General features: G+C 32.8%; 20 protein-coding genes, 1 tRNA gene and 2 pseudogenes. 8 read left to right on the top strand and 15 right to left on the bottom strand.

The genetic code is table 11. The features are described from left to right. Positions 1–54: 54 nt before the first annotated feature. The 4 genes from Q0739_RS02345 to Q0739_RS02330 form a co-directional block, all read right to left on the bottom strand. The gene (locus Q0739_RS02345) at positions 55–876 is read right to left on the bottom strand and encodes an inositol monophosphatase family protein (RefSeq protein WP_298237091.1); all 822 of its coding nucleotides are present in this window, start codon (positions 874–876) and stop codon (positions 55–57) included. A 2-nt stretch (positions 877–878) separates the two neighbouring features. Beyond that, a complete protein-coding gene (locus tag Q0739_RS02340) occupies positions 879–1,826 on the bottom strand; it encodes an oxidoreductase family protein (RefSeq protein WP_298237090.1) in 948 nt (315 codons plus the stop codon). Positions 1,827–2,049: 223 nt separating this feature from the next. Continuing rightward, the gene (locus Q0739_RS02335; protein ID WP_298237089.1) at positions 2,050–2,631 is read right to left on the bottom strand and encodes a tetratricopeptide repeat protein; all 582 of its coding nucleotides are present in this window, start codon (positions 2,629–2,631) and stop codon (positions 2,050–2,052) included. A gap of 572 nt (positions 2,632–3,203) precedes the next feature. Next, a complete protein-coding gene (locus tag Q0739_RS02330) occupies positions 3,204–3,635 on the bottom strand; it encodes a TerB family tellurite resistance protein (RefSeq protein WP_298237088.1) in 432 nt (143 codons plus the stop codon). 398 nt (positions 3,636–4,033) lie between these two features. On the opposite strand from Q0739_RS02330, the gene mfd reads away from it, so the two are divergent. Together mfd and Q0739_RS02320 are read left to right on the top strand one after the other, a co-directional pair. After that, positions 4,034–7,444 (top strand): transcription-repair coupling factor, encoded by a 3,411-nt coding sequence (gene mfd / locus Q0739_RS02325; protein ID WP_298237087.1) that lies wholly within the window; start codon positions 4,034–4,036, stop codon positions 7,442–7,444. A gap of 32 nt (positions 7,445–7,476) precedes the next feature. Then, positions 7,477–8,817 carry a TlpA disulfide reductase family protein gene (locus tag Q0739_RS02320; RefSeq protein WP_298237086.1) on the top strand — a complete coding sequence of 447 codons (1,341 nt, stop codon included), beginning with the start codon at positions 7,477–7,479 and terminating at the stop codon, positions 8,815–8,817. Between the two features lie 29 nt (positions 8,818–8,846). On the opposite strand, the gene Q0739_RS02315 is transcribed toward Q0739_RS02320, so the two are convergent. Next, positions 8,847–9,206: a YraN family protein gene (locus Q0739_RS02315; protein ID WP_298237085.1), complete on the bottom strand. Its 360-nt coding sequence runs from the start codon at positions 9,204–9,206 to the stop codon at positions 8,847–8,849. A gap of 88 nt (positions 9,207–9,294) precedes the next feature. Here Q0739_RS02315 and Q0739_RS02310 point away from each other — a divergent pair, with 88 nt between their 5' ends. After that, positions 9,295–10,005, top strand: a complete 711-nt coding sequence (locus Q0739_RS02310; protein ID WP_298237084.1) for a PmeII family type II restriction endonuclease — start codon at positions 9,295–9,297, stop codon at positions 10,003–10,005. Here the strand turns inward: Q0739_RS02310 and dcm are convergent. From dcm to Q0739_RS02255, 10 genes are all read right to left on the bottom strand, one after another. Continuing rightward, a complete protein-coding gene (gene dcm, locus Q0739_RS02305) occupies positions 9,951–11,228 on the bottom strand; it encodes a DNA (cytosine-5-)-methyltransferase (RefSeq protein WP_298237406.1) in 1,278 nt (425 codons plus the stop codon). The genes Q0739_RS02310 and dcm overlap by 55 nt on opposite strands. Before the next feature lie 74 nt (positions 11,229–11,302). Then, positions 11,303–12,463, bottom strand: a complete 1,161-nt coding sequence (locus tag Q0739_RS02300; protein ID WP_298237083.1) for a metal ABC transporter permease — start codon at positions 12,461–12,463, stop codon at positions 11,303–11,305. Then, positions 12,456–13,583 (bottom strand): metal ABC transporter permease, encoded by a 1,128-nt coding sequence (locus Q0739_RS02295; RefSeq protein ID WP_298237082.1) that lies wholly within the window; start codon positions 13,581–13,583, stop codon positions 12,456–12,458. Before Q0739_RS02295 ends, Q0739_RS02300 begins: the two co-directional genes overlap by 8 nt. Positions 13,584–13,787: 204 nt before the next feature. Beyond that, on the bottom strand, positions 13,788–14,522 hold the full coding sequence (locus tag Q0739_RS02290; RefSeq protein WP_298237081.1) for a metal ABC transporter ATP-binding protein: 735 nt from the start codon (positions 14,520–14,522) through the stop codon (positions 13,788–13,790). After that, positions 14,522–15,427 (bottom strand): zinc ABC transporter substrate-binding protein, encoded by a 906-nt coding sequence (locus tag Q0739_RS02285; protein ID WP_298237080.1) that lies wholly within the window; start codon positions 15,425–15,427, stop codon positions 14,522–14,524. The genes Q0739_RS02290 and Q0739_RS02285 overlap by 1 nt, the downstream gene beginning before the upstream one ends. Before the next feature lies 1 nt (position 15,428). Beyond that, entirely contained in the window at positions 15,429–16,211 is a 783-nt protein-coding gene (locus Q0739_RS02280; RefSeq protein WP_298237079.1) for a transporter, read from the bottom strand. A 49-nt stretch (positions 16,212–16,260) separates the two neighbouring features. Next, positions 16,261–16,971 carry a metal-dependent transcriptional regulator gene (locus Q0739_RS02275; protein WP_298237078.1) on the bottom strand — a complete coding sequence of 237 codons (711 nt, stop codon included), beginning with the start codon at positions 16,969–16,971 and terminating at the stop codon, positions 16,261–16,263. A gap of 612 nt (positions 16,972–17,583) precedes the next feature. Further along, the gene (feoB, locus tag Q0739_RS02265) at positions 17,584–19,683 is read right to left on the bottom strand and encodes a ferrous iron transport protein B (RefSeq protein ID WP_298237076.1); all 2,100 of its coding nucleotides are present in this window, start codon (positions 19,681–19,683) and stop codon (positions 17,584–17,586) included. Continuing rightward, positions 19,676–19,912: a FeoA family protein gene (locus Q0739_RS02260; RefSeq protein ID WP_298237075.1), complete on the bottom strand. Its 237-nt coding sequence runs from the start codon at positions 19,910–19,912 to the stop codon at positions 19,676–19,678. Before Q0739_RS02260 ends, feoB begins: the two co-directional genes overlap by 8 nt. A gap of 75 nt (positions 19,913–19,987) precedes the next feature. Continuing rightward, positions 19,988–20,659 (bottom strand): SCO family protein, encoded by a 672-nt coding sequence (locus tag Q0739_RS02255; RefSeq protein ID WP_298237074.1) that lies wholly within the window; start codon positions 20,657–20,659, stop codon positions 19,988–19,990. Positions 20,660–20,819: 160 nt separating this feature from the next. Here Q0739_RS02255 and rseP point away from each other — a divergent pair, with 160 nt between their 5' ends. The 5 genes and pseudogenes from rseP (at position 20,820) to Q0739_RS02230 (ending at position 25,423) form a co-directional block, all read left to right on the top strand. Then, a complete protein-coding gene (rseP, locus tag Q0739_RS02250; RefSeq protein WP_298237405.1) occupies positions 20,820–22,166 on the top strand; it encodes an RIP metalloprotease RseP in 1,347 nt (448 codons plus the stop codon). Positions 22,167–22,238: 72 nt separating this feature from the next. Beyond that, positions 22,239–22,312: transfer RNA gene (locus Q0739_RS02245), tRNA-Asn, on the top strand. A 207-nt stretch (positions 22,313–22,519) separates the two neighbouring features. Continuing rightward, positions 22,520–23,719: a site-specific integrase gene (locus Q0739_RS02240; RefSeq protein ID WP_298237073.1), complete on the top strand. Its 1,200-nt coding sequence runs from the start codon at positions 22,520–22,522 to the stop codon at positions 23,717–23,719. A 138-nt stretch (positions 23,720–23,857) separates the two neighbouring features. Continuing rightward, positions 23,858–24,553: pseudogene (locus Q0739_RS15050) on the top strand (hypothetical protein); the annotation flags it as partial. Positions 24,554–24,853: 300 nt separating this feature from the next. After that, positions 24,854–25,423: pseudogene (locus Q0739_RS02230) on the top strand (T9SS type A sorting domain-containing protein). Positions 25,424–25,493: the final 70 nt, after the last annotated feature.

Below are 25,493 nucleotides of genomic sequence, written 5' to 3'. Positions count from 1 at the left end.
ACAACAATTCTAAGAACAACCTACCTTTAGGAAATAGAAAACGTCAAGATGAATTCAAATTAAATTAGAATAATAAACCCCTTGATGATTCATAAAAGTACCATCCTTTTTATTCAAATCTAATACTTGTCCTTTAAAGTTTGTTGCAGGTAAACCTAGTTCTTGATAAATACAAGCTGTAGCAGCAAAGTCCCAAATACTACCACCACCAAGGTCTTTTTTAGGGAGTTTTAAAAAACATGCTGGTCCTTTTTCTAAAACTAAAATAGCATTCATTACTGCGCCTGCTCCAGAAATTTCTTTAATACCGTTTAAACCTAAATCAGCTTTATGTTTATTTAATATGTGTAGAATTTCGACAGAATTAGGTGTGTCGTTTAATTTTTTATCAGTTAGATAAGTAAGATAGTTATTACTATTATTTATGTTCCAAAGGGTTTTATTTTTATAAGCACCTTTTCCTTTTATAGCGTGATATAGGGTTTTAGTACTAGGATCAAAAACAACGCCAATTACAGGCGTACCTTCTTTAGAAACTAATGCAATAGCTACTGAAAATCCTGGTTGTTTATTAATAAATGCTAGTGTGCCATCCAAAGGGTCTATACACCAAAAGAAATCTTTTTTAAATCGGCTACCATCATCTTTTGTTTCTTCAGATAATAAACCAATATCAAAAGCTTTGCATGTAGGAATTAAATGAGACAAAATAATACGTTCACATTCACGATCTACTTTTGTCACTACTTGAGATGCATAATTAACGCCTCCTTCTTTTTTCTCTACAACCACATCTTCATTCATGTGTTTCTGAATAATGTTTCCAGCAGAAAGTGCCGCTTCAATGGCAATAGTTGTTAAATGTTGTAAGTCCATTATTATAGATTTTTAATGACTTCGGCAGTGATGCGTTCACTATAACTATTAATTTTCCAATGGCCGGGGCTCCAGCCTTTTAAAAACCTATGAAAATCTGCCCACGCCACACGATATAAGGGACGCCATTCGTTTTCAAGTGTTTCATTTTTTTCACCAATTGCTTCGTGTAAGTAAGTAAAATAAGTGTCTAATAGTTTTGATTCCAAACGTTCACAATCATTTTCATTAAGGCAACTTCCAATAAAATAAGCGACATCTTTCATACCACATCCACCACCAACATATTGAAAATCTACGCCTGCTACTTGTCCGTTTTTAGAAAAACAAAAGTTTGCCAATTTTGCATCGCCATGTACAAACGTTTTAAAGTTACAGCTATTCAGTTTTTTGTCAATAGCAACAGCTGCGTTTTTCAATGCTTTATCTTGTAAAACGGCTAGTTCTTGAGGTCTAGTTTCCAAATGCCAATAGGTGCCAACGTTCCAAAGTCCATCAGGAACTTTTTCTAAATAGCTAGCATGAAATTGTGCCAACCATTTTAAACAGGTATCTATATCTTCCCAAGCTACATTTTGTTTTCGTAATGGAAAACCTGCTTTATCTAAATCTTCGAGCACTATAAGTGTTTCATCATGTTTACTTTCAATAGCAAAACACCTTGGTAAACGTGCCATACTAGTTTTAGTATAACGCTTATACCAAGTGGTTTCAACTTCGTATGATTTTAATTTTCGTTGATGCCCAATATCGGTATGCCATCCTCTAGGATGATTTTGGCTTCTAGGTAATTGTACATGTTTAACCACAACACTTTCTAAAGGGGAATTTTCTAAATCAATACGTATAATTTTACCATAACCACTCCATAATTCTTGAATGACTTCTTTTTCAGCTAGAGAGGATGCGCCAGTTTTTTGTAAAATAATGGATTTAAAATAATCGTTCATAGGGTTTCAAAGGTAGGAAATTGTGTTTTTTAAATGCTTGAATTTTTAGAAACCATATAGCTTTGATTTTATTTACATTGTTAGCAAGTACACCCGCGTAAGCGATTGAACGGTATGTTTGAGCTCCTTGAAAAGAGCGAGTAGTGAAAGCGCGACCCCGCCCAAAAGCGGGGTTACGCCCAAAGACTATATAAACAAAAAGACTAATAGCCTTCAATTCTACTTACAATAAATTATTCAATCGGTTTTTAAACCAGTTGTTGCTTGTCGCTTCTACCTCCTTTTTTTCAACAGGTTCTTTGACTCGATTCTTATTGTTTTGAAGCTTACGTTTTTTGCTTACACGCGCAATGACTTCATCTACGAAGTAATCAAACTCGCTATTCAGTCCAAACATTTTGGCCTCTTTTAAAGCGTCTTCAGCTTTTTCAAATTCACTCAAAGCTTCATATAAATAACCTTGCGCTAATTTAATTCCAGCTTTATCAATCCCTTTAACGTTTATTGCAAAGTCTATTAACTTTTGTGCTTCGTCAAAATCATGACTATTAACCAAAAACCTAATAAATTCTGGATAGATATCTGGATTATCCATATTTATGGCTAAAGCATTTTCATAATACTCTTTAGCAGCTTTATAGTTTCCAAGTTGTTCACTTTGCACTTTAGCCATTAAGCATAATGCTTTTACATTATTTGGCTCATAAGATAGAGCGTAGTTTAAAGCCTCAATAGCCTTAGCCAATTCGTATGGGTAAGCTTCTATAGCACGAAACAAATAGATGTTATGTAAATTATTTTCCATTTTCGTTTTTATTAAATGATTTTTTGATTTAAAAGCACATATTATATGGGCTCTTAAAACCGAATCAGACTATTTTACTAATATTTTGAAATAAAAAAATCCGAAACAGTTTTATATGCTTCGGATTTTTTTCTGTGGAAAGTAATCTACAAAAAATACCGAAGCCTGAGTAGTAACTCTGGGTTACCACTCCAATCTTGAAATGTTATACGATGTTTCAACATGGCTTCTTTTTTTATTTATCCTGAACTTGTTTCAGAACCTTTATTATTCAGTAGTAGTTTATTACAACTGCGGTGCAAAGATGAAAACTATTTTTAAAAAAACAAACAAAAAATGATATTAATTTATTGATAATCAAATAGTTATATTGAAATTTAAATAATATAATTCCTGTCCGTTTTTTTAACGGATACTCGAGTTATTGTGCAAAAGTTTGTCTCTCAGTTGCTTACTCTTCAATACCTAGTATTTTAGTTTCTAAAATTTAGTTTCAAATATTTTTAATTTTTTCAATAAAAAAAGCGTCCAATTCCTTGGACGCTTTTAAATAGTATAGATTTTTTAATAGTTTATCTATTCATATTCTTTATTTGGTCCACAAAATCATCTAAATCAGCACCATTACTAACCAGCGTTAATGCTTTATCAATTATGTATTTTACATTTACCGCATGAAACCCAAGTCCAACAGCAATCTTTTTTAGAAGCAACATTTCTGGTTCCCCTGTAATGGTATCCACATGGATCATACGTACTAAATCATATAAACGCTCCAAACGCAAATCGTAAGATACTGGCGGATTTATTGGGTGTGATAGATAATTCTTTAATATAGACTTATAATCATTTTCACCAATCTCTAAACGTTGTGCTAATCTGTCCAAAAACAGTTTTTCATCATCGGTAATCACACCATCAGCCATTGCCACTCGAACAATTGCTGCAAAATGGCTCTCGTTACGCTTTTTAAACCCACTATCAAATAAATCTGAAAACGACATATATTTTACTTTTTTTAGTGCTGCAAACCTACATATTTTTTTTAAGATTTTAAACTCATATTATAAAATAAAAGAGATGTTATTTTGAGTGAATTTGATTTTTTTATCGGAATTGTATCAAGAAGTTGGGCGTTCCCTAAAGGTCGGGCTTGGAATTTATCTTGAGCCAAGTCGAAAGGCTATATATTTTTAAAATGGCATTATGAGCGAGGAACGCTTGTAACAATCTGTCTGTTTCAAGTTTATCAACAAATTGATAGTATTTCTCTTTTAAAAGGATGCCGCTTCAATCACTAACCAAATACAGAACTAATTTCTAAATTGCTACAAATATTTGTGTATTCGCCGTAAAATAAAAGGAGTCTAAACCCTATATTTGCACCTCAAGACAAAATTAGGTGAGTAAATCTACTATCTCTCAAACCTATTTACAGGCTTTGCAAACGCAAAATCTGCAAAATACTATTGCCCAAACTGGAACAAAAACACATGTAAAAGGCCTTGTAGGTTCTTCGTTTTCATTTGTAATCTCAAGTCTTTTTAAAACCGCCGAAAAGCCATTTTTATTAGTGTTTAATGATAAAGAGGAAGCGGCACATTACCTAAACGATTTAGAACAATTATTGAGCGAAAAAGATGTGTTGTTCTACCCAGGAAGCTACCGCAGGCCTTACGATATAGAAGAAACAGATAATGCTAATGTGTTATTACGCGCAGAGGTTTTAAACCGGATAAATTCACAAAAAAAACCTGCCTTAATTGTTACTTACCCCGATGCACTTTTTGAGCAAGTAGTAACTAGAAAAGAGCTAGAGCGCCATACACTTAAAGTTGGTGTAAATGATAGCCTGTCTATTGATTTTGTAAACGAAATGTTATTCGAATACAAATTCAAGCGTGTCGATTTTGTTACCGAACCTGGCGAGTTTTCAGTACGAGGCGGTATTGTAGATGTGTTTTCATTTTCACATGATGAACCTTACAGAATTGAGTTTTTTGGTGATGAAGTCGATAGTATCAGAACGTTTGATGTAGAAACGCAATTATCCATCGAGCAGATTAAAAAAATCAACATCATCCCAAATGTTGCCAATAAATTAGTAGAAGAAAAACGCCAAAGTTTTCTAAAATATATTGCCCAAAAAACAGTTGTCTGTTTAAAAAATGCCGATTTACTCTTTTCAAGAATCGACGATTTTTACACCAAAGCCGAAGATGCTTTTAAAGCCCTTTCAGAAGATATTAAACATGCCGAACCTCACGAATTATTTTGTAATTCAGCATTACTAAAAAAGCAATTATTAGATTTCTCAATTATTGAATTTGGGAGTTCTTCTGTTTTTAATACAAACGTCATTGCGAGTGAAACGTCGCAATCTATTTCAATGGATGAGATTACCACGTCGCAAGCTCCTCGTAATGACGAAATAGTTTTTAACACCACCCCACAACCTGCATTCAACAAACAATTCAATTTGTTGATAGAAGACTTAAATAGCAATCAAGAAAAAGGCTACACCAATTACATCGTCTGCGTAAGCGAGCAACAAGCAAAGCGTTTTCACGATATTTTTGATGATGCCAAATTGGATGTTAAAGACTATCAAACTGTAATACTTTCACTTCATCAAGGGTTTGTAGATCATGATAACAAAATAGTTTGTTATACCGATCATCAGATTTTTGAACGGTATCATAAATTTCATCTTAAAAATGGCTACGCTAAAAAGCAAGCCATCACTCTAAAAGAACTTACAAATCTCGATATTGGCGATTATGTTACACATATCGATCATGGTATTGGGCGTTTTGGTGGGCTTCAAAAAATTGATGTAGAAGGTAAAAAGCAAGAAGCTATAAAATTGATTTATGGCGAGCGGGATGTGCTGTATTTAAGTATTCACTCACTACACAAAATTACTAAGTTTAACGGTAAAGATGGGAAACCTCCTAAGATTTACAAATTAGGGAGTAACGCTTGGAAAACCCTAAAACAAAAAACAAAAGCCCGTGTAAAACACGTCGCATTTAACTTAATAAAACTCTACGCAAAACGTAAAACCGAAAAAGGCTTTCAATACAATCCAGATAGTTATATGCAACACGAGTTGGAAGCCTCTTTTATTTACGAGGATACTCCCGACCAAAGTACTGCAACCGCAGATATTAAAGCCGATATGGAAAGTGAACGCCCAATGGACAGACTCGTTTGTGGTGATGTAGGCTTTGGTAAAACAGAAGTTGCTATTCGTGCCGCTTTTAAAGCCGTAGATAATGGCAAACAAGTGGCAGTTTTGGTACCAACTACCATTTTAGCATATCAACATTCTAGAACATTCAAAGCGCGTTTAAAAGATTTTCCTGTTACTGTAGATTATGTAAACCGTTTTAGAACTGCCAAAGAAAAACGAGAAACTTTAGAAGGACTAGAATCTGGGAAAGTAGATATTATAATTGGTACCCACCAACTCGTTAACAAAAATGTGAAATTCAAAGATTTGGGGTTACTTATTGTTGATGAAGAGCAAAAATTTGGTGTAGCTGTAAAAGAAAAACTAAAGACTTTAAAAGATAATGTGGATGTATTGACTTTAACCGCAACGCCAATCCCAAGAACCTTGCAGTTTAGTTTAATGGCAGCTCGCGATTTGTCAGTTATTACCACACCCCCTCCAAACCGATATCCCATTGAAAGTCATGTGATTCGTTTTAGTGAGGAAACCATAAGAGATGCCGTGAGTTATGAAATTCAACGTGGCGGACAAATTTTCTTTATTCATAACCGTATAGAAAACATCAAAGAGGTTGCAGGCATGCTTCAACGTTTGGTTCCAGATGCTAAAATTGGTATTGGACATGGACAAATGGATGGTAAAAAATTAGAACAGTTGATGCTCGCTTTTATGGATGGTGCGTTTGATGTTTTAGTAAGTACTACGATTGTAGAAAGCGGATTGGATGTCCCTAATGCTAACACCATTTTTATAAATAATGCCAATAACTTTGGTTTGAGCGATTTACACCAAATGCGAGGTCGTGTAGGGCGTAGCAATAAAAAAGCATTCTGTTATTTTATTACGCCTGAATATTCTGCAATGACAGATGATGCCAGAAAACGAATTACAGCTTTGGAGCAGTTTACAGAATTAGGAAGCGGCTTTAACATTGCCATGAAAGATTTAGAAATTCGTGGTGCAGGTGATTTATTAGGTGGAGAACAAAGTGGTTTCATAAATGAAATAGGATTTGATACCTACCAGAAAATTCTAAATGAAGCGATTGAAGAACTTAAAGAGAACGAATTTAAGGACTTGTATAATGAGGATGAAGCAGATAAAGTTTATGTGAAAGATGTCACGATTGATTCTGATTTTGAGCTCTTATTTCCAGACAATTACGTCAATAATATAGCTGAACGATTAAGCCTTTATACACAACTTAATAACATAAAAACCGAAGAAGAATTAACTACCTTTGAGTCAGAATTAATCGATCGTTTTGGAGAATTACCAAAACAAGTGACCGATTTATTAAATAGTGTCCAAATAAAGTGGTTAGCAACTAAAATTGGATTTGAAAAAATAATCATGAAACAAGGGAAACTGATTGGTTATTTTATAAACGACCAACAAAGTCGTTTTTATCAAAGCGCTAGTTTTACCAAAGTCTTGCAGTTTGTACAAACACATCCAAAAGCTTGTAAGATGAAAGAGAAGCAAACCCGAACAGGTTTGCGTTTAATGCTAACTTTTGAAAACATAAAAACAGTAAAACAAGCTTTAGAGGCTTTAAAACCTATTGTGGCTTGATTATTGATTTTTAAATACAGAATACACAACACATGAAACGACTACTTTTTTTAACACTTTTAGCACCAACTTTAATGCTTGCTCAACATAAAATTAAAGGTGTTTTCTATCCAGCAAAGGATTATAATTTTGCGTTGTTGTATAAGGTAGGGCCAACCATATCAGATTATGTTACAAATGCAGAAATTGCTGAAGACGGAAGTTTTGAGTTTGAGTTGGATTCTACAGCAACAAAGGGCATGTATAGATTGGTTTATGCGGTACCACAGGAAGATTATAATTTCGACATCATGTACAACGGAAAAGAAGATGTTGAATTAACATTTATGGCAGAAACTGGTGTTGATTTTAAAAAATCTAATCCTAATAAACTATTGGCGTCTTACACCAATAGCATGTCTATGGTTACACAAAGTATTGGTAACTATTTTAGTAAAGAAAGTAAAGATACTCTTGCGCTTAAAGCTATTTTTAAAACGCAACGCGAGACACAATCTAATTTTGAAAAAGCAGCAAAAGGCAGTATGGCATTGGATTTTATAAAAGCTAATAAACCATACATACCAAAAAAAGTTGAAGATGTAAAAACGTATATCAAAAACTTAGAAAAACACTTTTTTGATAATGTAGATTTTAGTAATCCCATACTTCAATGTTCTAGTTTTTTAGAAGAAAAAATGCTTAACTATGTGTTTGGAATGTCTGCAAATTCAGAAGATGAATTATCAGTTTATAAGAAAAATATTGATGTGGTTTTTGAACACATGAAAACGGCTCCAAAAGAAGTACAACGTATTTTATTATTTGATTTATGGCAACAGATGTCTGATTTAGGACATGAATCTGTCTCTAACTATATCGCTGAAAATTATTTAATGGATGTTGCTGTATCGTTGAATGATCAAGAACTTTTACAAGCATTAATACTATATCAAAATCTTTCCAAAGGTGCTATTGCTCCAGATTTTGATCTCAAAATAAAGGAAAAAGACAAAGAAGTTACAAAAAAGTTAACGGCTTTAAAAGGTGCTGAAAATTATATTATAGTATTTTGGAGTAGTACTTGCTCACATTGTTTAGATGAGGTTCCACAACTTCAAAATTTCATAAAATCACGTGAAAAAGATGAAATGAAAGTCGTTGCTATTGGTTTGGAAGATGAACCATATGGTTGGAAAAATTTAACCTATGATTACCCTGAATTTATTCATGTTTATGGCGAAGGAAAATGGGACAACGAAATTGGAGATGCTTATGGTGTTACATCTACGCCAACGTATTTTATTTTAGACAAGGACAAAAAAATAGTTTCAAAACCTGTGGATTTTGAAGCCTTAATAAAATTTTTTCAAGAAGCGCATGTTGAAAATTAAGTTTGTTATACCAAGCTTATTTCTGTCTTTCAAAAATGATAAAAAGCATTCTCTAGATGCTCGATGTTAAAACCTTTACCTTCTTTTACAATGGCAATAATATCAAAACGAACTTCAACATCTAAATCGTTTACGGTTACATATTCGTCAACCGCTTTTACCAAACGCTGAATTTGTTTAGGTTTTACAAAATCTTGAGGATCTCCAAAATCTGCTGTAGATCGTGTTTTAACTTCAATAATGGCTAAAATATCATCTTTTTTAGCAATAATATCAACTTCGGCTTTATCAAAACGGTAGTTACGTTCAACAATTTCATAGTTGTTTTTCAGAAGAAAATCTACTGCGAGTTGTTCGCCTTTTTTACCGAGTTCGTTGTGTTTTGCCATAAAGATACCTGCGAATAAAGGGCTTTTGTTAAAATTACAATGTAAGAAATAATATCTATTTTTGTTTTGAAAAAGTTATATTTGATAAATGAATGAAATTGAATTATTAACTATTGTCAAAGATTATTTTAAGGAAAATATTTTTGAAAATCATAAAAAGAATGTTTTAGCTACACATTCAAAATTAAAATCATATAAAATAAACCCCATTGTTGTTAAGTATTTATCAAAAATACTTGAAGATGATTTTACGCCACTAGGAATTGCAAAAGCACTTTATTACCCTAGGGTTTTAGGAACTTCTATAAATACCCCATTCGGGACTAGAATTCAGAATATGTTTGTTGAATTAAATCTAGCTAATGGGTCATTAATAAAAGGGATGGATATCGAATTTATTGATAAGATTGATAACAGAAAAAAATGGTGTCAATTAAAATCTGGACCAAATACTATTAATTCTGAGGATGTCAATCCCCTTTTAAGAAAGTTTTCTACAGTTGCTAATCTAGCAAGAACAAATGCGATTAATTTAAATAATAGTGATTTAGTTTTAGGAGTACTCTATGGAGAAACTTCTCAATTAAGTCAACATTACAAGAAGATTGATGAAAAACATTCAGTAATTATTGGTAAGGAGTTTTGGCATAGATTAACTGGATATCCTGATTTTTATGAAAAACTAGTCGGTGAGTTAGATACTATGATAATAAATATTGATACTGAGGACTTTTTTAAAATAGGTTATACTGCATTAGCTAAAGAAGTTGAAGGTTCTTCTTTATTTTCATTCTCATAATATTTATTTAAAAATTTCACTAAAGAATAGCCTATTTCTTTGGCTAAATTCACAGGTACAGCATTACCAATTTGTTTATATTGTTGAGATATAGAACCGCTAAAAACCCAATCATCTGGAAAAGTTTGAATTCTTGCATATTCTCTAACAGTAAAAGGTCTTGTTTCTTCTGGGTGACAGCGTTCGGTTTGCTTTTGAGCAGGGCTACATGTTAGTGTTAAACAAGGTTCATCCCAACCAATACGTCTTGCCATTCCTGTTTTTCCTCCACCTAAATAAAAACTTTTTTGCATGTATTCTTTTTGAATATCAAGCGGTAAATCTCTCCAATAGCCTTTTTGAGGTACTAAATCTAGTATATCTTTTTTGTGCTTAGGGTATTTTGAACCTTCAGATTTTGGAACATCAGAATCAAAAAGTTTTCCTTTTTTGAGAGCATCACTTAGATTGTAAATAGTATTATAGGGTAGCGGATAATTATATTTTAAATCAATATCTTTTCTAACTCCAATTAAAATTAGACGCTCCCTCTTTTGTGGAACATTATAATTAATAGCTTTTAAAACTTGAACGGGAGAAACAACATTATAACCAATTTCATCTAAAACAGAAATCATACCTTCAAGTGTTTTACCTTTTTCGTGGCTCAAAAGGCCTTTAACATTTTCACCTAGGCAAATCTTTGGCTTCACTTCATTGACAACTCTTGCAAATTCATAAAACAAAGTACCTCTTGTATCGTTTAATCCTAACTTTTTACCAGCATAACTAAAAGCCTGACAAGGAAACTCTCCTGTTACAATATCTATTTCATTTTCATATTTTGAAAAATTGAAATTTTTAATGTCTCCTTCTAAAACATTCCAATTGGGTCTGTTTTGGCGTAATGTTTCACAAGCCCATTTATCAATTTCGTTTAATGCAACACATGATAATCCCGCTTTTTCCAACCCTAAACCTAAACCACCAGCTCCAGCAAATAATTCTAATACAGAAAACTTTTTATTTGGAATTTCCTTATTACCAATAAAGCCGTCTTTATTTATAAATTCATTGAATTTGGGGAATAATTCCAGCTGTTCCTTTTTGTAAATTCTATAGTTACTTATAGGTTCTCTAGTTGCTGGTAATTTCCCAGTATTATCCCACCTACGAAGGGTTTCAGTACTTTTTTGAAGAATATCAGATACTTCTGAGATGGAGTAGTATTTTTTCATAACCAAATTACACAACATTATACATGGTTACAAATATAATATTTTAAACGAAATGAAAAAATTAAATTTAATAAATGATATTACCCCCTAAACAAAAAGAAATCATCCTTCATATGTTCAATTTTACCATCTTCATTTGTGATAATATAATCAATAGCTTGAGAGGTAAAATGGTCGCCTTTTTCAGTTAATGATACTATGTTTTTATCAAGCTGAATCATGTTGTTTTTCAAGGCTAAATCTAAAACGGTTTTAGAACGTACTTTTTGCCAATTAATGTGTTCGTTTAAGTGATTAACATGACGCTCACTTTCTTCGGTATGATTTTTTAAATGAAGCAAAAAGGTTAATAAAGACACTTCTGTACGTTGTTGTTTTTCTCTATACATAACGGCTATAACTCCTTTACTTGGTGCAAACAAATAAACAGCTAAAAATAATACCCCTAACATGGTAGTTATAGACCCTGCAATGGATGCATCTAAACCATGTGCTAACCAATAGCCTGAAATAGCACTAAATACGCCAAAACTTATAGAGTAAATAAGCATGCGTTTTAAATTATTAGTTAGTAAATAAGCTGTTGCAGCTGGAGCAATCATTAGTGCTACTACTAAAATGGCTCCTACAGCATCAAAAGCACCAACGGTTGTTATGGATGAAACACTCATTAATCCATAATGAATAACGGAAGGAGAAAACCCTAAGGAAGCTGCTAAACCAGCATCAAAGGTGCTTATTTTTAATTCCTTAAAGAAGGCAAATAATAAACCAATGGTAATAATTAAAATGCTTCCTATAATCCAAAGTGATTTTGGCCCCATGTCAATTCCAGAAACAATCAATCTATCAAAAGGCGCAAATGCTAATTCACCTAATAATACCGCATCAACATCTAAATGTACATCGTTGGCGTTTTTGGCAATCATAATAACTCCAATACTAAAAAGTATAGGAAACACTAAACCAATAGCAGTATCCTCTTTTACTAAACCTGTCTTTTGAATATATTCAACCAAAACCACGGTGATTATTCCTGTAAGTGCTGCTAGTAGAATAAGTAAAGGCGAGTTTAAATCTTGAGTGATAAAAAAACCAACCACAATACCGGGTAAAATGGAATGACTGATAGCATCGCTAATCATCGCCATTTTTCGAAGTACTAGAAATGTACCAGGAATAGCACAGGCAATGGCTACCAAACTCGCAATTATTTGTATTTCAATTTGCGCGCTACTCATTATTGTTGTTTTGTTGATTGTACAAATTTGATGCTATTTTAAAGCCTTTTTCGGTTAAACTCCACATAGTTCCATCTAATTTCACATAGTTTTTACTAACTAATTTTTGGAGTGTCCTTTTAGTAAATCCTTGAAAGTTATTTAGAATTTTAATGGCATGTGGATGCGAAATGTTTTCATGAGTCTCAGCAATTCTAAACATAAAAGCTAAGGTCTTGTGTAATTGCAAATCTCGACGATTCTTTAAAAACCGTATTTGTTTAAATAATAAGCCTCGACTTGGAGAAAATATAAAAGAGACTAATACAAAAACACCCGCAATAATAACAATAACAGGACCTGTTGATAGGTTGTTTTGACTTGCACTAATTGCTGTTCCGAACACCCCAGAAAATGCACCAAAAATGGCGGATAAGAATACCATTATACTTAAGCTGTTTGTCCATTGTCTAGCCGCCGCTGCTGGAGCTAATAACATGGCACTCATTAATACAACACCTACGGTTTGTAAACCTAAAACAATGGCTAAAACAATAAATGAAGTAATTAGTATATCAATAAGCTTTGTATTAAAACCTAATGTTTTGGTATAATCTGCATCAAACAAAAGAATTTTAAATTCTTTCCAAAAGAGTAATAATACAAATAAACAAAGACCAGTAACGATTGCCATCATCCAAACATCACTTTCAACTAAAGTGGCAGCTTGCCCGAATAAATATTTGTCTAACCCCGCTTGATTCGCGTTGGGTTGTTTTTGAATGAATGTGAGTAATAACATGCCAAAACCAAAAAAAAGCGATAAAATTAGTCCTAAAGCAGTATCTGATTTTAAATGGGTTTTACTGATGATGCCTCGAATCCAAAACGTACCTATGAGTCCGCTTATTAAAGCTCCTAATAACAAAATATTGCTGTCTTTTGCTCCTGTGATTAAAAACGCAATGGCTATACCTGGTAATGCTGCGTGGGAAATAGCATCGCCTAATAAACTTTGTTTTCTAAGTACAGCAAAACTACCAAGCATACCTGTAACTGCTCCTAAAATGGCGGTTCCTAAGGTTATGGTTCTTAGGGTGTAGTCTGTGAAAACTAGTTTTATGTATTCTGTTAAGTCCATAATTCCTGAGAAAGCAGGAATCTCTCCCTTTTTTCACTTTTTATTTTAATGTTCATTTTGCCTTGATGCAAAACGAACCAAAAAATCAAGATCAAGCCGAGGAATTGATTAGGGGCTTGACTTTCTAATATTTGTTTGTTCTTATTCTATTTTGTTATTCATTTGAGTAAGCACTGTTTACTACAACTGCGACTATAAACTTTTTTACTCTTGAATACTTACTTTATAATTAATGCCATAGGTTTTCGTTAAATTATCATCGTTAAAAATATCTTTAACTGGCCCTGTGGCAATCTTTTTTACATTTAGAAACGTTACCCAATCGAAATATTCTGGAACGGTTTGTAAATCGTGATGAACTACTATAACAGTTTTTCCAGCTTTTCGTAATTCTTTTAAGATATTGATTATGGCAATTTCTGTTGTGGCATCTACACCTTGAAAAGGTTCATCCATAAAATAGATAGAGGCGTTTTGCACCAAAGCACGTGCTAAAAATATACGTTGTTGTTGTCCGCCCGAAAGCTGACTTATCTGTCGGTTTTTAAAGGGAAGCATGCCCACTTTTTCTAGCGCTTCTAAGGCAGCCTTTTTCTGTTTTTGCCCTGGACGTTTTATCCAGCCTAAACTTCCGTAAGTACCCATCATCACAACATCTAAGGCTGTGGTTGGGAAATCCCAATCTACACTTCCTTTTTGTGGTACGTATGCTACCAGTTGACGTTGTTTTTCATAGGGTTTGTTATAGATGCTAACGCTGCCTGCAATGGGTTTTAAAATGCCCAAAATAGATTTTATAAGGGTAGATTTTCCTGCTCCATTTGGCCCTACAATAGCCATAAGCACTCCTTCTGGGATTTCTAAATCGATATCCCAAAGTACCGGTTTGTAGTTGTAGGCTACGGTTAAATCGTCTATTTGTACCGCTATTTTTGTCATTATTTTAATGCATTTACGATGGTATTCACATTGTACTTAAACATGCCAATATAAGTACCTTCAATAGTTCCTGCATTTCCAAGAGCATCAGAATACAGAGAGCCTCCAATAGTTACATTGTGACCTTTAGAATTAACAGCAGCTTGTAATGCTTCTATAGTTCGTTTTGGTACCGAGCTTTCAATAAATATAGATTTAACATCGTTTTCAATAATAAAACTAGATAATTTTTGAACGTCCTGTACACCTGCTTCAGTAGCTGTAGAAAGTCCTTGTAAGCCTACTACTTTAAAATTAAAGGCTTTTCCAAAGTAGTTAAAAGCATCGTGTGCTGTAACTAAAATACGTTTCTCCTTTGGAAGGGATTTTATAGTGGTTTCTAATTCTTGCTGTAGTGCATCTAATTGTTTTAAATAGCTAGCACTATTAGTTTGAAAAATTGCTTTTTTTTCTGGAATTGCTTCAGAAAGTTTATCGGTAATAAATTTTGTTGCTTGTTTCCAATAAGTTACATTAAACCAAATATGCGGGTCGTAATTTGAAGCGAAATATTCTGAACCTATTAAGGTATTTTTATCTAGAGCATCAGAAATTGCAATGGTTTTTATGTTTTTCATTTTTTCAAAAACTTCAACCAATTTCCCTTCTAAATGTAATCCGTTATAGAAAATAATATCAGCATTTGCTAGTTTACTAACATCGCCTTCACTGGCTTTATATAAGTGAGGGTCAACACCACTACCCATTAAACCTTGTAGGTTTATATGCTCGCCTCCAATGTTTTTAACTAAATCGGTTATCATGGAAGTGGTAGTTACGACGTTTAGTTTTTCGTTTGCCTTTTTTTCTTTTTTACAATTAATAAATAATAGAGCTATGATAAAAAATAATATGGTGTTTTTCATTTTAATTCTTTTTTGTTGGTAATCTAAAGCTTACGCCTCCGCTTAATAAAATATCTTGACCATCTGTAATACTAGAGCCAACTGTTGCATCGAGTTGCACGCTATCTGAGACTAAATAGGTTATACCTGCGTCCCACAAATGATTCGCCTTATTGTTTTCTGGTAAATCGCCATAAAGTTCTGCATAAACGCCTAGTTTTTCTGTTAAGCCTAAACCATAAGCTAGCGTGTATACATATGCTGCTTCTGAAGAATCGTCTCCCCACTGTGCACCGAGGTTATATGATAAACTTGAATTTTCGTTTAAAGTATGTGCAAACGAAAACCTAAAATCCACCCCAGTCGTTTCAGGTTTATAATCTGTAGCAGCAGTGAAAGGTAAATATAAATGACCCAAGAATCCTATTTCTGGGAATGCACCTTTCTCTTCCGAAATGGCAATTTTAGCGCCTAGTAGTAGTGGATTAAAACCACTTAAAATGTTTTCGGTTGTATTTGTTTTGGTTTCAACAAAATCCCAACCTAGTCTTAATTCTAAATTATTCAAGAGGCCTAACCTTACTAAAGTAGTGTTAAATGTGAAGGTTTCATTTTTAATTGTGTTCTCTTCAAAGCTTTCATAGAAAGCACCAGTTTCCACTTGAATATAGCCTACAGGGATGGTAGTTGGTGATTCGGTTGCATCGGGTCTATCTGTTATTAATGCACCGAGTAAGTCTTCCTTTTGTTGTGAAAAAACAAATAAAGGAATGTTTAGTATTAAAAGTAATCTAATAGTTTTCATTAAAGTTAAAATTTACATCTAGTGGTTTAATTAATTATAGTTTATTGGTTTAGAATAATTTATAATTATTTTGAGTTGGTTCAGGAGACGAATTAGAGTCGCTATTTATTTCTTTAACAAATATAATATTGGTAAAATCTTCATTTAGTAGAAGTGTGTTGTTGTTAATGTAGATTTGGGTCATTTTATTAAATTGTAATTGATTAGTAACTGTAATTGAATTGCCACATTTTAATCCATGAAGAGCGCAAAAATCAAAAAACTCTTTTTCATCACTAAGGAGTCTTGAAATGATATATGTTTTACCTTCTTTAGATTTTGATAAAGGGAATGTATTATTGTCTCTTATAATATGTCCTTTTTCACTTGGTATAGGGTCGCCATGAGGATCGAACTTTGGGTTACGCAAATAGGCGCTAATTTTATTTGCAAGAAAATCGGAAGTCTGGTGTTCTAATAATTCTGCTTCTCGGTGAATATCGTGCAAGGACATATCAAATAATTTAAAAAGCAATGCTTCCCACAATCTATGTTTTCTAACTAAATTTATAGCGAGTTTGGTTCCTTTTTCTGTAAGCTCAAGAGCTTGATATTTTTTGTAATGTAATAAGTCGCGTGTTGCAAGTTTTTTTGCCATGTCTGTTGCAGCTGCATTCGAAATTCCTAATTTTTTAGCAATATTCCCTGGTTTAGTATCTTTATTATCCTGAACGCCATTTTTGTATATGGCTTTAATGAAATTCTCTACTGCTACAGACATTTATGTTTGCTTTAAATAAAATTTAAGTATACTTAAAATTATTTTCAAATATATTTAAAATAATCAAACACACCATATAAGTATTGGTTTATTTTATTTTTTTAACTTATGGGGTGTATTGTAAATTTGTAAATGAAGAGTTTAACCTATAATCATTAAATACTTGGTTTTTAGGAGTTAGGTTGTTGTTTTAAAACTTTTTTATGAATAAGCTTTTATTCTTTATAATCAGGAACTTGGGTAGTTTATAGATATTTGGTTTACAAAAGTGGCTTTTGTTTAATATTCTAAACAGTCAATAAAGTCTAAGATGAAACGAATCTTCCATAACCAATATGAGATATGTTTTAGATTGTTTGAGGCAGTATTTTGTTTTTGCAAAGGTTCTCCTTGCTTAGAAAATTTGATTGCTTAAAAGAGCTTCTTTTTAAATTGAAAATATTATTTAGAGGATTGTTTCTTTTAAAATTTAATGACACCCGCAATCATCAGTACCGCAAGATTTTGAGTTTTTCTTACTTGGTTTAATTAAGAATTTCTTCATAACATACCATAAAGCTAAAATTAAAATAGAGGCTGCTAATATGTTTTGAATGAGAACGTTCATGGTTTTTATTTCAAAAATTGAAATGCTATTAAAGCTACAATATACGCAAAAGCCGTCATTATTACTAGCTGTAATATAGGCCATTTCCAAGAGTTTGTTTCTTTTTTTACTATCGCCAAAGTACTCATGCATTGCATAGCAAAGGCATAAAATAATAATAATGATATTCCTGATGCAAATGTAAATAAAGGCCCTCCTAATATTGGATTTACCTCACCTGCCATTCGATTTTTAATCGTGTCTTCATCATCATTTCCTACGCTGTATATAGTTGCCAATGTGCCCACAAATACTTCGCGAGCAGCAAAACTACTTACAATGGCAATGCCTATTTTCCAATCGTATCCTAGTGGTCTTATGGTAGGCTCAATGGCTCTACCTGTTATGCCAATGAATGAGTGTTCTAATTTATGAGACGCAATTTTGTGTTGTAATTCTTCTTCAGTTAAGTTATCCGAACTATATTCTGTTTTTACTATTTCTTCGGCATTATTAAATTGTTCCCCAGGACCATAAGATGCCAAAAACCAAAGTATAATTGAAATTGCTAAAATGATTTTTCCAGCTCCAAAAACAAATGACTTAGTTTTTTCTATTACGGTTAATGCGACGTTTTTAAAAAGCGGTAATTTGTAATTGGGCATTTCGACTACAAAAAATGATTTGCTTTTTATTTTTAATATTTTATTAAGTAAATAAGCTGAAAAAACCGCTGTACCAAATCCAATTAAATATAACAGCATTAGGGTTAAAGCTTGGTAGCTTAGACCGATAAACCTGCCTTGAGGAATTACTAATGAAATAATAATTAAATACACAGGAAGTCTTGCCGAACAAGTTGTAAAAGGAGTTACTAAAATAGTGATTAAACGCTCTTTCCAACTTTCAATATTTCGAGTTGCCATAATAGCAGGAATAGCACAAGCGGTTCCAGAAATAAGAGGAACAACACTTTTTCCGCTAAGACCAAAACGACGCATGATTCTATCCATAAGGAAGACCACACGACTCATATAACCGCTTTCTTCAAGTATAGCAATAAACAAAAACAAAAAGGCAATTTGAGGTATAAATATAACAATACCGCTAAGTCCTGGAATAATACCTTCAGCCAATAAACTTGTAAATGCGCCTTTAGGAAGTGCATTTTTTGTCCATTCGCTTAACGAAGCAAATATGTTATCAATAAAGTCCATTGGTAGCTCCGCCCAATCGTAAATGGCTTGAAAAATGGTTAGTAGTATTATAGCAAATATTACATAACCCCAAACTTTATGGGTTAAAACCCTGTCAAATTTAGAGCGCAAATCTTTGGCTTGAGAAGCATCAATAGTTTGCCCAATTTTAAGTACATTATTTATAAACTGATAGCGTTTTATTGTTTCTTTTTGTTGTAAACGTTTTAAATCGCTTTTACTTTTGGTTTTAAAATCGGCAACGGCATCAATTTCGTTTCTATCTGTTTTTCCAAAGTTTACATCTTGAGTAATAACCAACCATAGTTTATAAAGTAATTGATTTGGGAATGCCTTGCGTAAATTATCAAAGTATTCTTTGTCAATTTCAGAAGCACTTAAACAAGGTGTAATCGAGATGTCTTTGTAATTAGCAATTAAAGACTTTAAATTGTCGATACCTGTATTTTTTCGAGTACTTATTAAGGCAATTTTTGTTTGAAGATGTTCTTCTAAATAATCAATATCTAATGAAATACCCTTGTAATTCATTCGGTCTGCCATATTAATGACTAGTAATGTTGGTATTTCTAAATCCTTAATTTGAGTAAAAAGTAAGAGGTTGCGTTTTAAGTTTTCAACATCACTAACGACAACTGCTATATCTGGAAAATCTTTATCATTTTTATTTAAAAGTAACTCGATAACTACATTTTCATCTAGCGAAGAAGCGTTTAAACTATAAGTTCCAGGTAGGTCTATTATGTGTGCTTTTACACCCCTAGGGAGTTTACAAATACCTTCTTTTTTTTCGACAGTAATACCTGGATAGTTGCCAACTTTTTGGTTAAGCCCTGTTAAGGCATTAAAAACAGAAGTTTTCCCAGTATTTGGATTGCCAATTAAAGCAACATTAATTTGTTTACTCATAATTCTCTTTTTCAATTAAAATATGAGAAGCAGTCTCTTTTCTAATAGCTAGGTGCGATCCGTTTATATTCAAATACATTGGATCTTGGAAAGGCGCTACCTGCACGAGCTCTACAATATTGCCTGGTAAACAGCCCATTTCTAGAAGTTTTAGAGGAATGTGATTAGACGAAACATCAGTAATAATAGCTCGTTCGCCTCGTTTTAAATGTGCTAAAGTGTATTGCAAGCTTATTTAGATTGATTTTAAAGAAGCAAAAGTAAGCTAAAAAACTAGCCTATAAAAATTGTAGTCAAAAAAGTATTATTCATATTCTTTTTTAAGAATTTCAATATCGCTTAGCAGGCGATTAATATCTTCAGAGTCTGTACCATCATAAAACCCTCGTATTTGTCTTTTTTTATCAATGAGCATAAAATTTTCTGTATGAACCATATCAAATGGACCAGTATAAGCATTGTCTTTTACAGCTAAATAACTTTTTCTAGCTAGCTGGTAGATATCTTTTTTGTTCCCAGTTACTAAATTCCATTTTTTGTCATTCACACCTTTTTTTACCGCATATCGTTTTAATTGTTCAACAGAATCAATTTCTGGAGTTACGGAATGAGAAAGCAGCATAATGTCTGAATCGTCCAATATTTCTTTTTGTATTTCAACCATGTGGTCAGTCATGATTGGGCAGATGGTTTGGCAGGTTGTAAAAAAGAAATCGGCAACATAGATTTTATCTTTATAGTTGTTTTGGGTAATGGTTTGACCGTTTTGATTTGTAAATGAAAAATCTGCTATTTTATGATATTTTTTTTGATGCTGAATCGTGCTATCTACAAGTTCGGTGCTAACCATAACAGGTTGGTAAATAGGAAGTGGCTTATAGACATTTAAGGTATTATAAATTAGGATAATTATGATTAAAGAAACAACCCCAAAAGCAATAGCAAACTTCTTGTAATCTTTAAAAAATGATAGCATTGACTCTTAAATTTTTACAAAAGTACGATGAAAATTAATTAACATGAATTCAATTGAAACTTAAATTCATGTTAAAAATATTGGCATTCTTTAATTGTCTTTTTAAAGTTGGTTTAAAAGCTTACTTTTGTGCGATTATAAAAATTTGATTGAAGAATATATGGAGTTTGTTATTAAAATATCTCAATTTTTATTGAGTCTTTCTTTGCTAATTGTATTGCATGAGTTAGGGCATTTTATCCCAGCGAAAGCTTTTAAAACAAGAGTAGAGAAGTTTTACTTGTTTTTTGATGTTAAGTTCTCACTATTTAAGAAAAAAATAGGAGAAACAGTATACGGAATAGGTTGGTTACCATTAGGAGGCTATGTTAAAATAGCTGGTATGATAGATGAGAGTATGGATACCGAGCAAATGGCTCAAGAGCCTCAGCCATGGGAGTTTCGTTCTAAACCTGCATGGCAACGTTTAATTATTATGTTAGGTGGTGTAACGGTTAATTTTCTCTTAGCTATATTGATATATGTTGGGATGAGTTATTTTTATGGAGATAGGTTTTTACCAAATGAAAATATAAAGGATGGTCTTTTAATAGAGAGTACCGTAGCAAATAAAGCAGGTCTTTTAACAGGGGATAAAATATTAGCTGTTGATGGTGACGAGATAGAAAATTTTTCTGAAATTCCAGAAAAAGTACTTTTCGGAAGTGAAGTTACTATTGAAAGAAATGGTAATCAATCAACAGTTAAAATGCCAGAAGATTTCCTGTCTCAAATTATAGATGCCAAAGAAAAAGCGTTTATCAATTTAAGAATGCCTTTTGTTGTTGTTCAAGTACCAGATACTTCCTCTAATGTTAATAGTGGAATTAAAAAAGGAGATATTGTTCTTGCCTTAAACGACTATTCAACAAAATATATTGATGAAGTTAAATTAGGCTTAGAAAAGTTTAAAGGACAAGACGTAACTGCGAAGATTCAAAGAGATGGTAATGTATTTAGTTTACCTCTATCAATTTCTGGTGAAGGAAAACTAGGATTAGTTTATGCTGGAGGATCAACTCCTGAAACCTTAGAGGCTTTAGGATATTATGATTTTGATACAAAAAAATATGGCTTTTTTGAATCTTTTCCAGTAGGCTTAAAAAAGGCAAAAGATAAAATGGCATCCTATTGGGATCAATTAGGAGCCATCTTTACACCAAGTACAGGTGCTTATAAAGGTGTGGGTGGTTTTAAAGCTATCTTCGATATTTTTCCAAACACTTGGAGCTGGCAGGCATTTTGGGGTATTACAGCGTTTTTATCTATCATGCTAGGTGTTATAAACTTATTACCAATTCCAGCCTTAGATGGCGGACATGTAATGTTTTTACTGTATGAAATGGTGTCTGGTAGAAAACCTGGAGATAAATTTATGGAGTATGCACAAATGGTAGGATTCTTTATTTTGATAGCTTTAGTTTTATTTGCTAATGGAAATGATATCTACAAAGCAATTTTTGATTAAATAATTTAATTATTAAATTTGTTGTAAATAAAAATATGTATATATTTGCGCTCGCAAAAGCGAAAAGCACACTCCTTCTTAGCTCAGTTGGTTAGAGCATCTGACTGTTAATCAGAGGGTCCTTGGTTCGAGCCCAAGAGAAGGAGCAACAAAAACCTGATACGAAAGTATCGGGTTTTTTTGTGCCATAAACTTTCCTATATAACTGCATTGTATGCATTTATTGCATTTTACTTCAAATGACAACTTGCCAACTTATTTGGTAAAAAAAGGCATACTATAAGGTGTGCAACAATTTTTCTGAGGTGTGCATCTTTTTACACCATATTATTAATCCCACTAAAACTAAAAAAATGAATAATATTATGAAAGCACTGTTTTTAATAGCTAAAAATAGACCTAACAAAAAGGGTAACTGCATATTGAAATGTAGAATCACCTATTGTAAACAAAGAAGAGAATTCTCTACAGGACTTTTTATCAACCCAAGTAACTGGAATTCTAAGCAACAAACAGTAAATCCACCAGAACCAGATTCAGACTTTATAAACTCACAACTAAGCCTTGTTAAAACAAAAATTAACAGGGCTTTTTTAATGCTTCAAGTTAAGGAAGAGAGTTTCTCTGTTGAAGACATTTACAGCCTATATAAAGGCGTTAAAACACAAAGAGAATACAATGTAGTTGAGTTCTTTGAACGCTACTTAAAAAAGCTTAAAACGCTTATAAATATTGATATTAAGCAAGTAACATGGAATAAGTTCAACTATATAAAAAAAGATGTAAAATCATTCATTAAATGGCAGTTTAAAACTAATGATTACCCATTAAAAAAGTTAGAATTACAATTTCTACATGATTTTGAATATTACTTAAAAGTTGAAAAGAAACAAAAGCAAATTACTATTAATAAATCTTTACAAAGGTTTAGAAGAGTTATAAGAACAGCATTGGCTAAAAACTATCTAAGTAAAGACCCATTTCTACTTTATAAAACTAAAACGGTTAGAATAGAAGTGGTGTTTTTATCTCCTGAAGAATTAGCAAAATTAGAACGACATGAGTTTACACAATCGAGATTACAATTTATTAAAGATTTGTTTGTGTTTTCTTGTTACACAGGATTGCCATATCGGGAGCTAATGAATTTAAAAAGAGCTAACATAATTAAAGGATTTGATGGCAATCTGTGGGTTAAGATGAAGCGAGAGAAAACATCTAAGGAGCTTTCTGTACCATTACTACCTAAAGCATTGGAGATTTTAGCAGCGTACCAAAACGATGAAACTTATATTTTTCCAAGAATTAGTAATCAACGGTACAATTCATATTTAAAAGAAATAGCAGTATTAGTTGGTATTGATAAAAGATTAACCACACATATGGCTAGAAGAACCTTTGCAAGCACGGTGCTGTTATATAATGATGTGCCTATGGAGATTGTATCTGAGTTACTAGGGCATTCTAATATGAAGGTTACTCAAGATAGTTATGGAAAAGTGGTACAGAAGAAGATTAGTTTGGAGATGGAAAAGTTAAAGGGAAGTGGTTAGTTTTAATTTTGTAATTCCTTCTGCAAATATTAAAGGTATTATTAGCCTATAAATATAAAATGTAGTATTTTTAGTTCACCCTTTCTAAGATATAGCAATTGTTAATTTATTTTTATCAACTTCTAATTTGAATTTATCATGTGGAAAAATTATTTTATTGTAGTTATAGTTAACTTGACTTTTTGTTTGGGAATAAATGCTCAAATATTATTAGGCAATGATATTGATGGAGAAGCAATGAATGATCACTCTGGCGAGAGTATTAGTTTGTCTGGGGATGGATTACGTTTGGCTGTAGGAGCTTATTCTAATAGTGGAAATGGGTACTGGTCAGGTCATGCACGTATATATGAATATGTCAGTGGAGATTGGAGTCAGTTGGGTACTGATATAGATGGAGAAGCAGCAGAAGACCATGCAGGTAGTGTTAGTTTATCTGATAACGGTTCAATTGTGGCTATAGGAGCGTATTCTAATGATGGTAGTAGTGGTATTGGTGATGATTATGGTCATGTGCGTGTTTATGAATATAGTGGTGGAGATTGGGTCCAATTAGGAAGTGATATTGAAGGCGAAGCAGCAGATGACATTTCGGGATTTAGAGTAAGCTTATCTGGTAATGGCATGAGAGTAGCAATTGGAGCGTATAACAATAGTGGAAATGGGTATTGGGCAGGTCATGCACGTATTTATGAATATAATGGTGTTAATTGGATACAGTTAGGAAGTGATATTGATGGAGAAGCAGAAGGAGATTGGTTTGGGGCTAGTATTAGCTTATCTGGTGATGGTACAAGATTGGCTGTTGGGGCTTTACTTAATGATGGAAATGGAGATGGAGCAGGACATACACGTATTTATGAATATAATGGTGTTAATTGGATACAGTTAGGCAGTGATTTAGATGGAGAAGCAGCTGGTGATTTATTTGGTGCAAGTGTAAGCTTATCTGATGATGGGTCAAGAGTAGCAATAGGAGCTTATAATAATAGCGAGATTGCATTTAGAGCAGGTCATGCAAGGGTTTATCAGTATAATGGAGTTAGTTGGGTACAATTAGGTAATGACATTGATGGCGCAGCAATACTTAATAATTTTGGATATAGTGTTAGTTTATCTAGTGATGGGTCAAGAGTGGCAATTGGAGCTGTTCAACCTGGAATTGTTCAAATTTATGATTATAATAATGTTAATTGGATTCACGTTGGTAGTGATATTAATGGAGAAGACCTAGCGGACAATGCAGGATGGAGTGTTAGTTTGTCTAATGATGGGTCAGAATTGGCAATTGGTGCACCTTTTAATGATGGGAGTGCAATTGACTCTGGTCATGCCCGAGTGTATGATTTAAGTGCTTTGCTATCCAGTGATAGTTTTGTGTTAGAAGCTTTAAGTATACATCCAAACCCAACAACAGAAGTAATTCATTTAAACCTAAAATCTGGGTATACTTTAGAAGTTATGAATTTATATAACTACTTAGGTCAGTTTATAAAAAGTACCACAAAATCTGTACTAGATGTATCAAATCAAAGTTCAGGCAGCTATTTATTAGAAGTAATTACAGATAAAGGAAAGGCAACTAAAAAGATTGTTGTAGAATAGTTTAACAGGACATATTACATGGCTAGAAGGACATTTGCAAGTACTGTATTGCTTTATAATGATGTACCGATGGAGGTTGTTAGTGAGTTATTAACCTGAGTTCGACGTAAGGATTTAGAAAAACAGAGCTAATTGATTTGTATTTTCTGTTTCAAATTTAATACTTGGT

Origin of the sequence: uncultured Algibacter sp., assembly GCF_947487605.1 — a bacterium.
Taxonomy (GTDB): domain Bacteria; phylum Bacteroidota; class Bacteroidia; order Flavobacteriales; family Flavobacteriaceae; genus Algibacter_D.
This window is presented reverse-complemented; position numbering and strand designations above follow the sequence as displayed.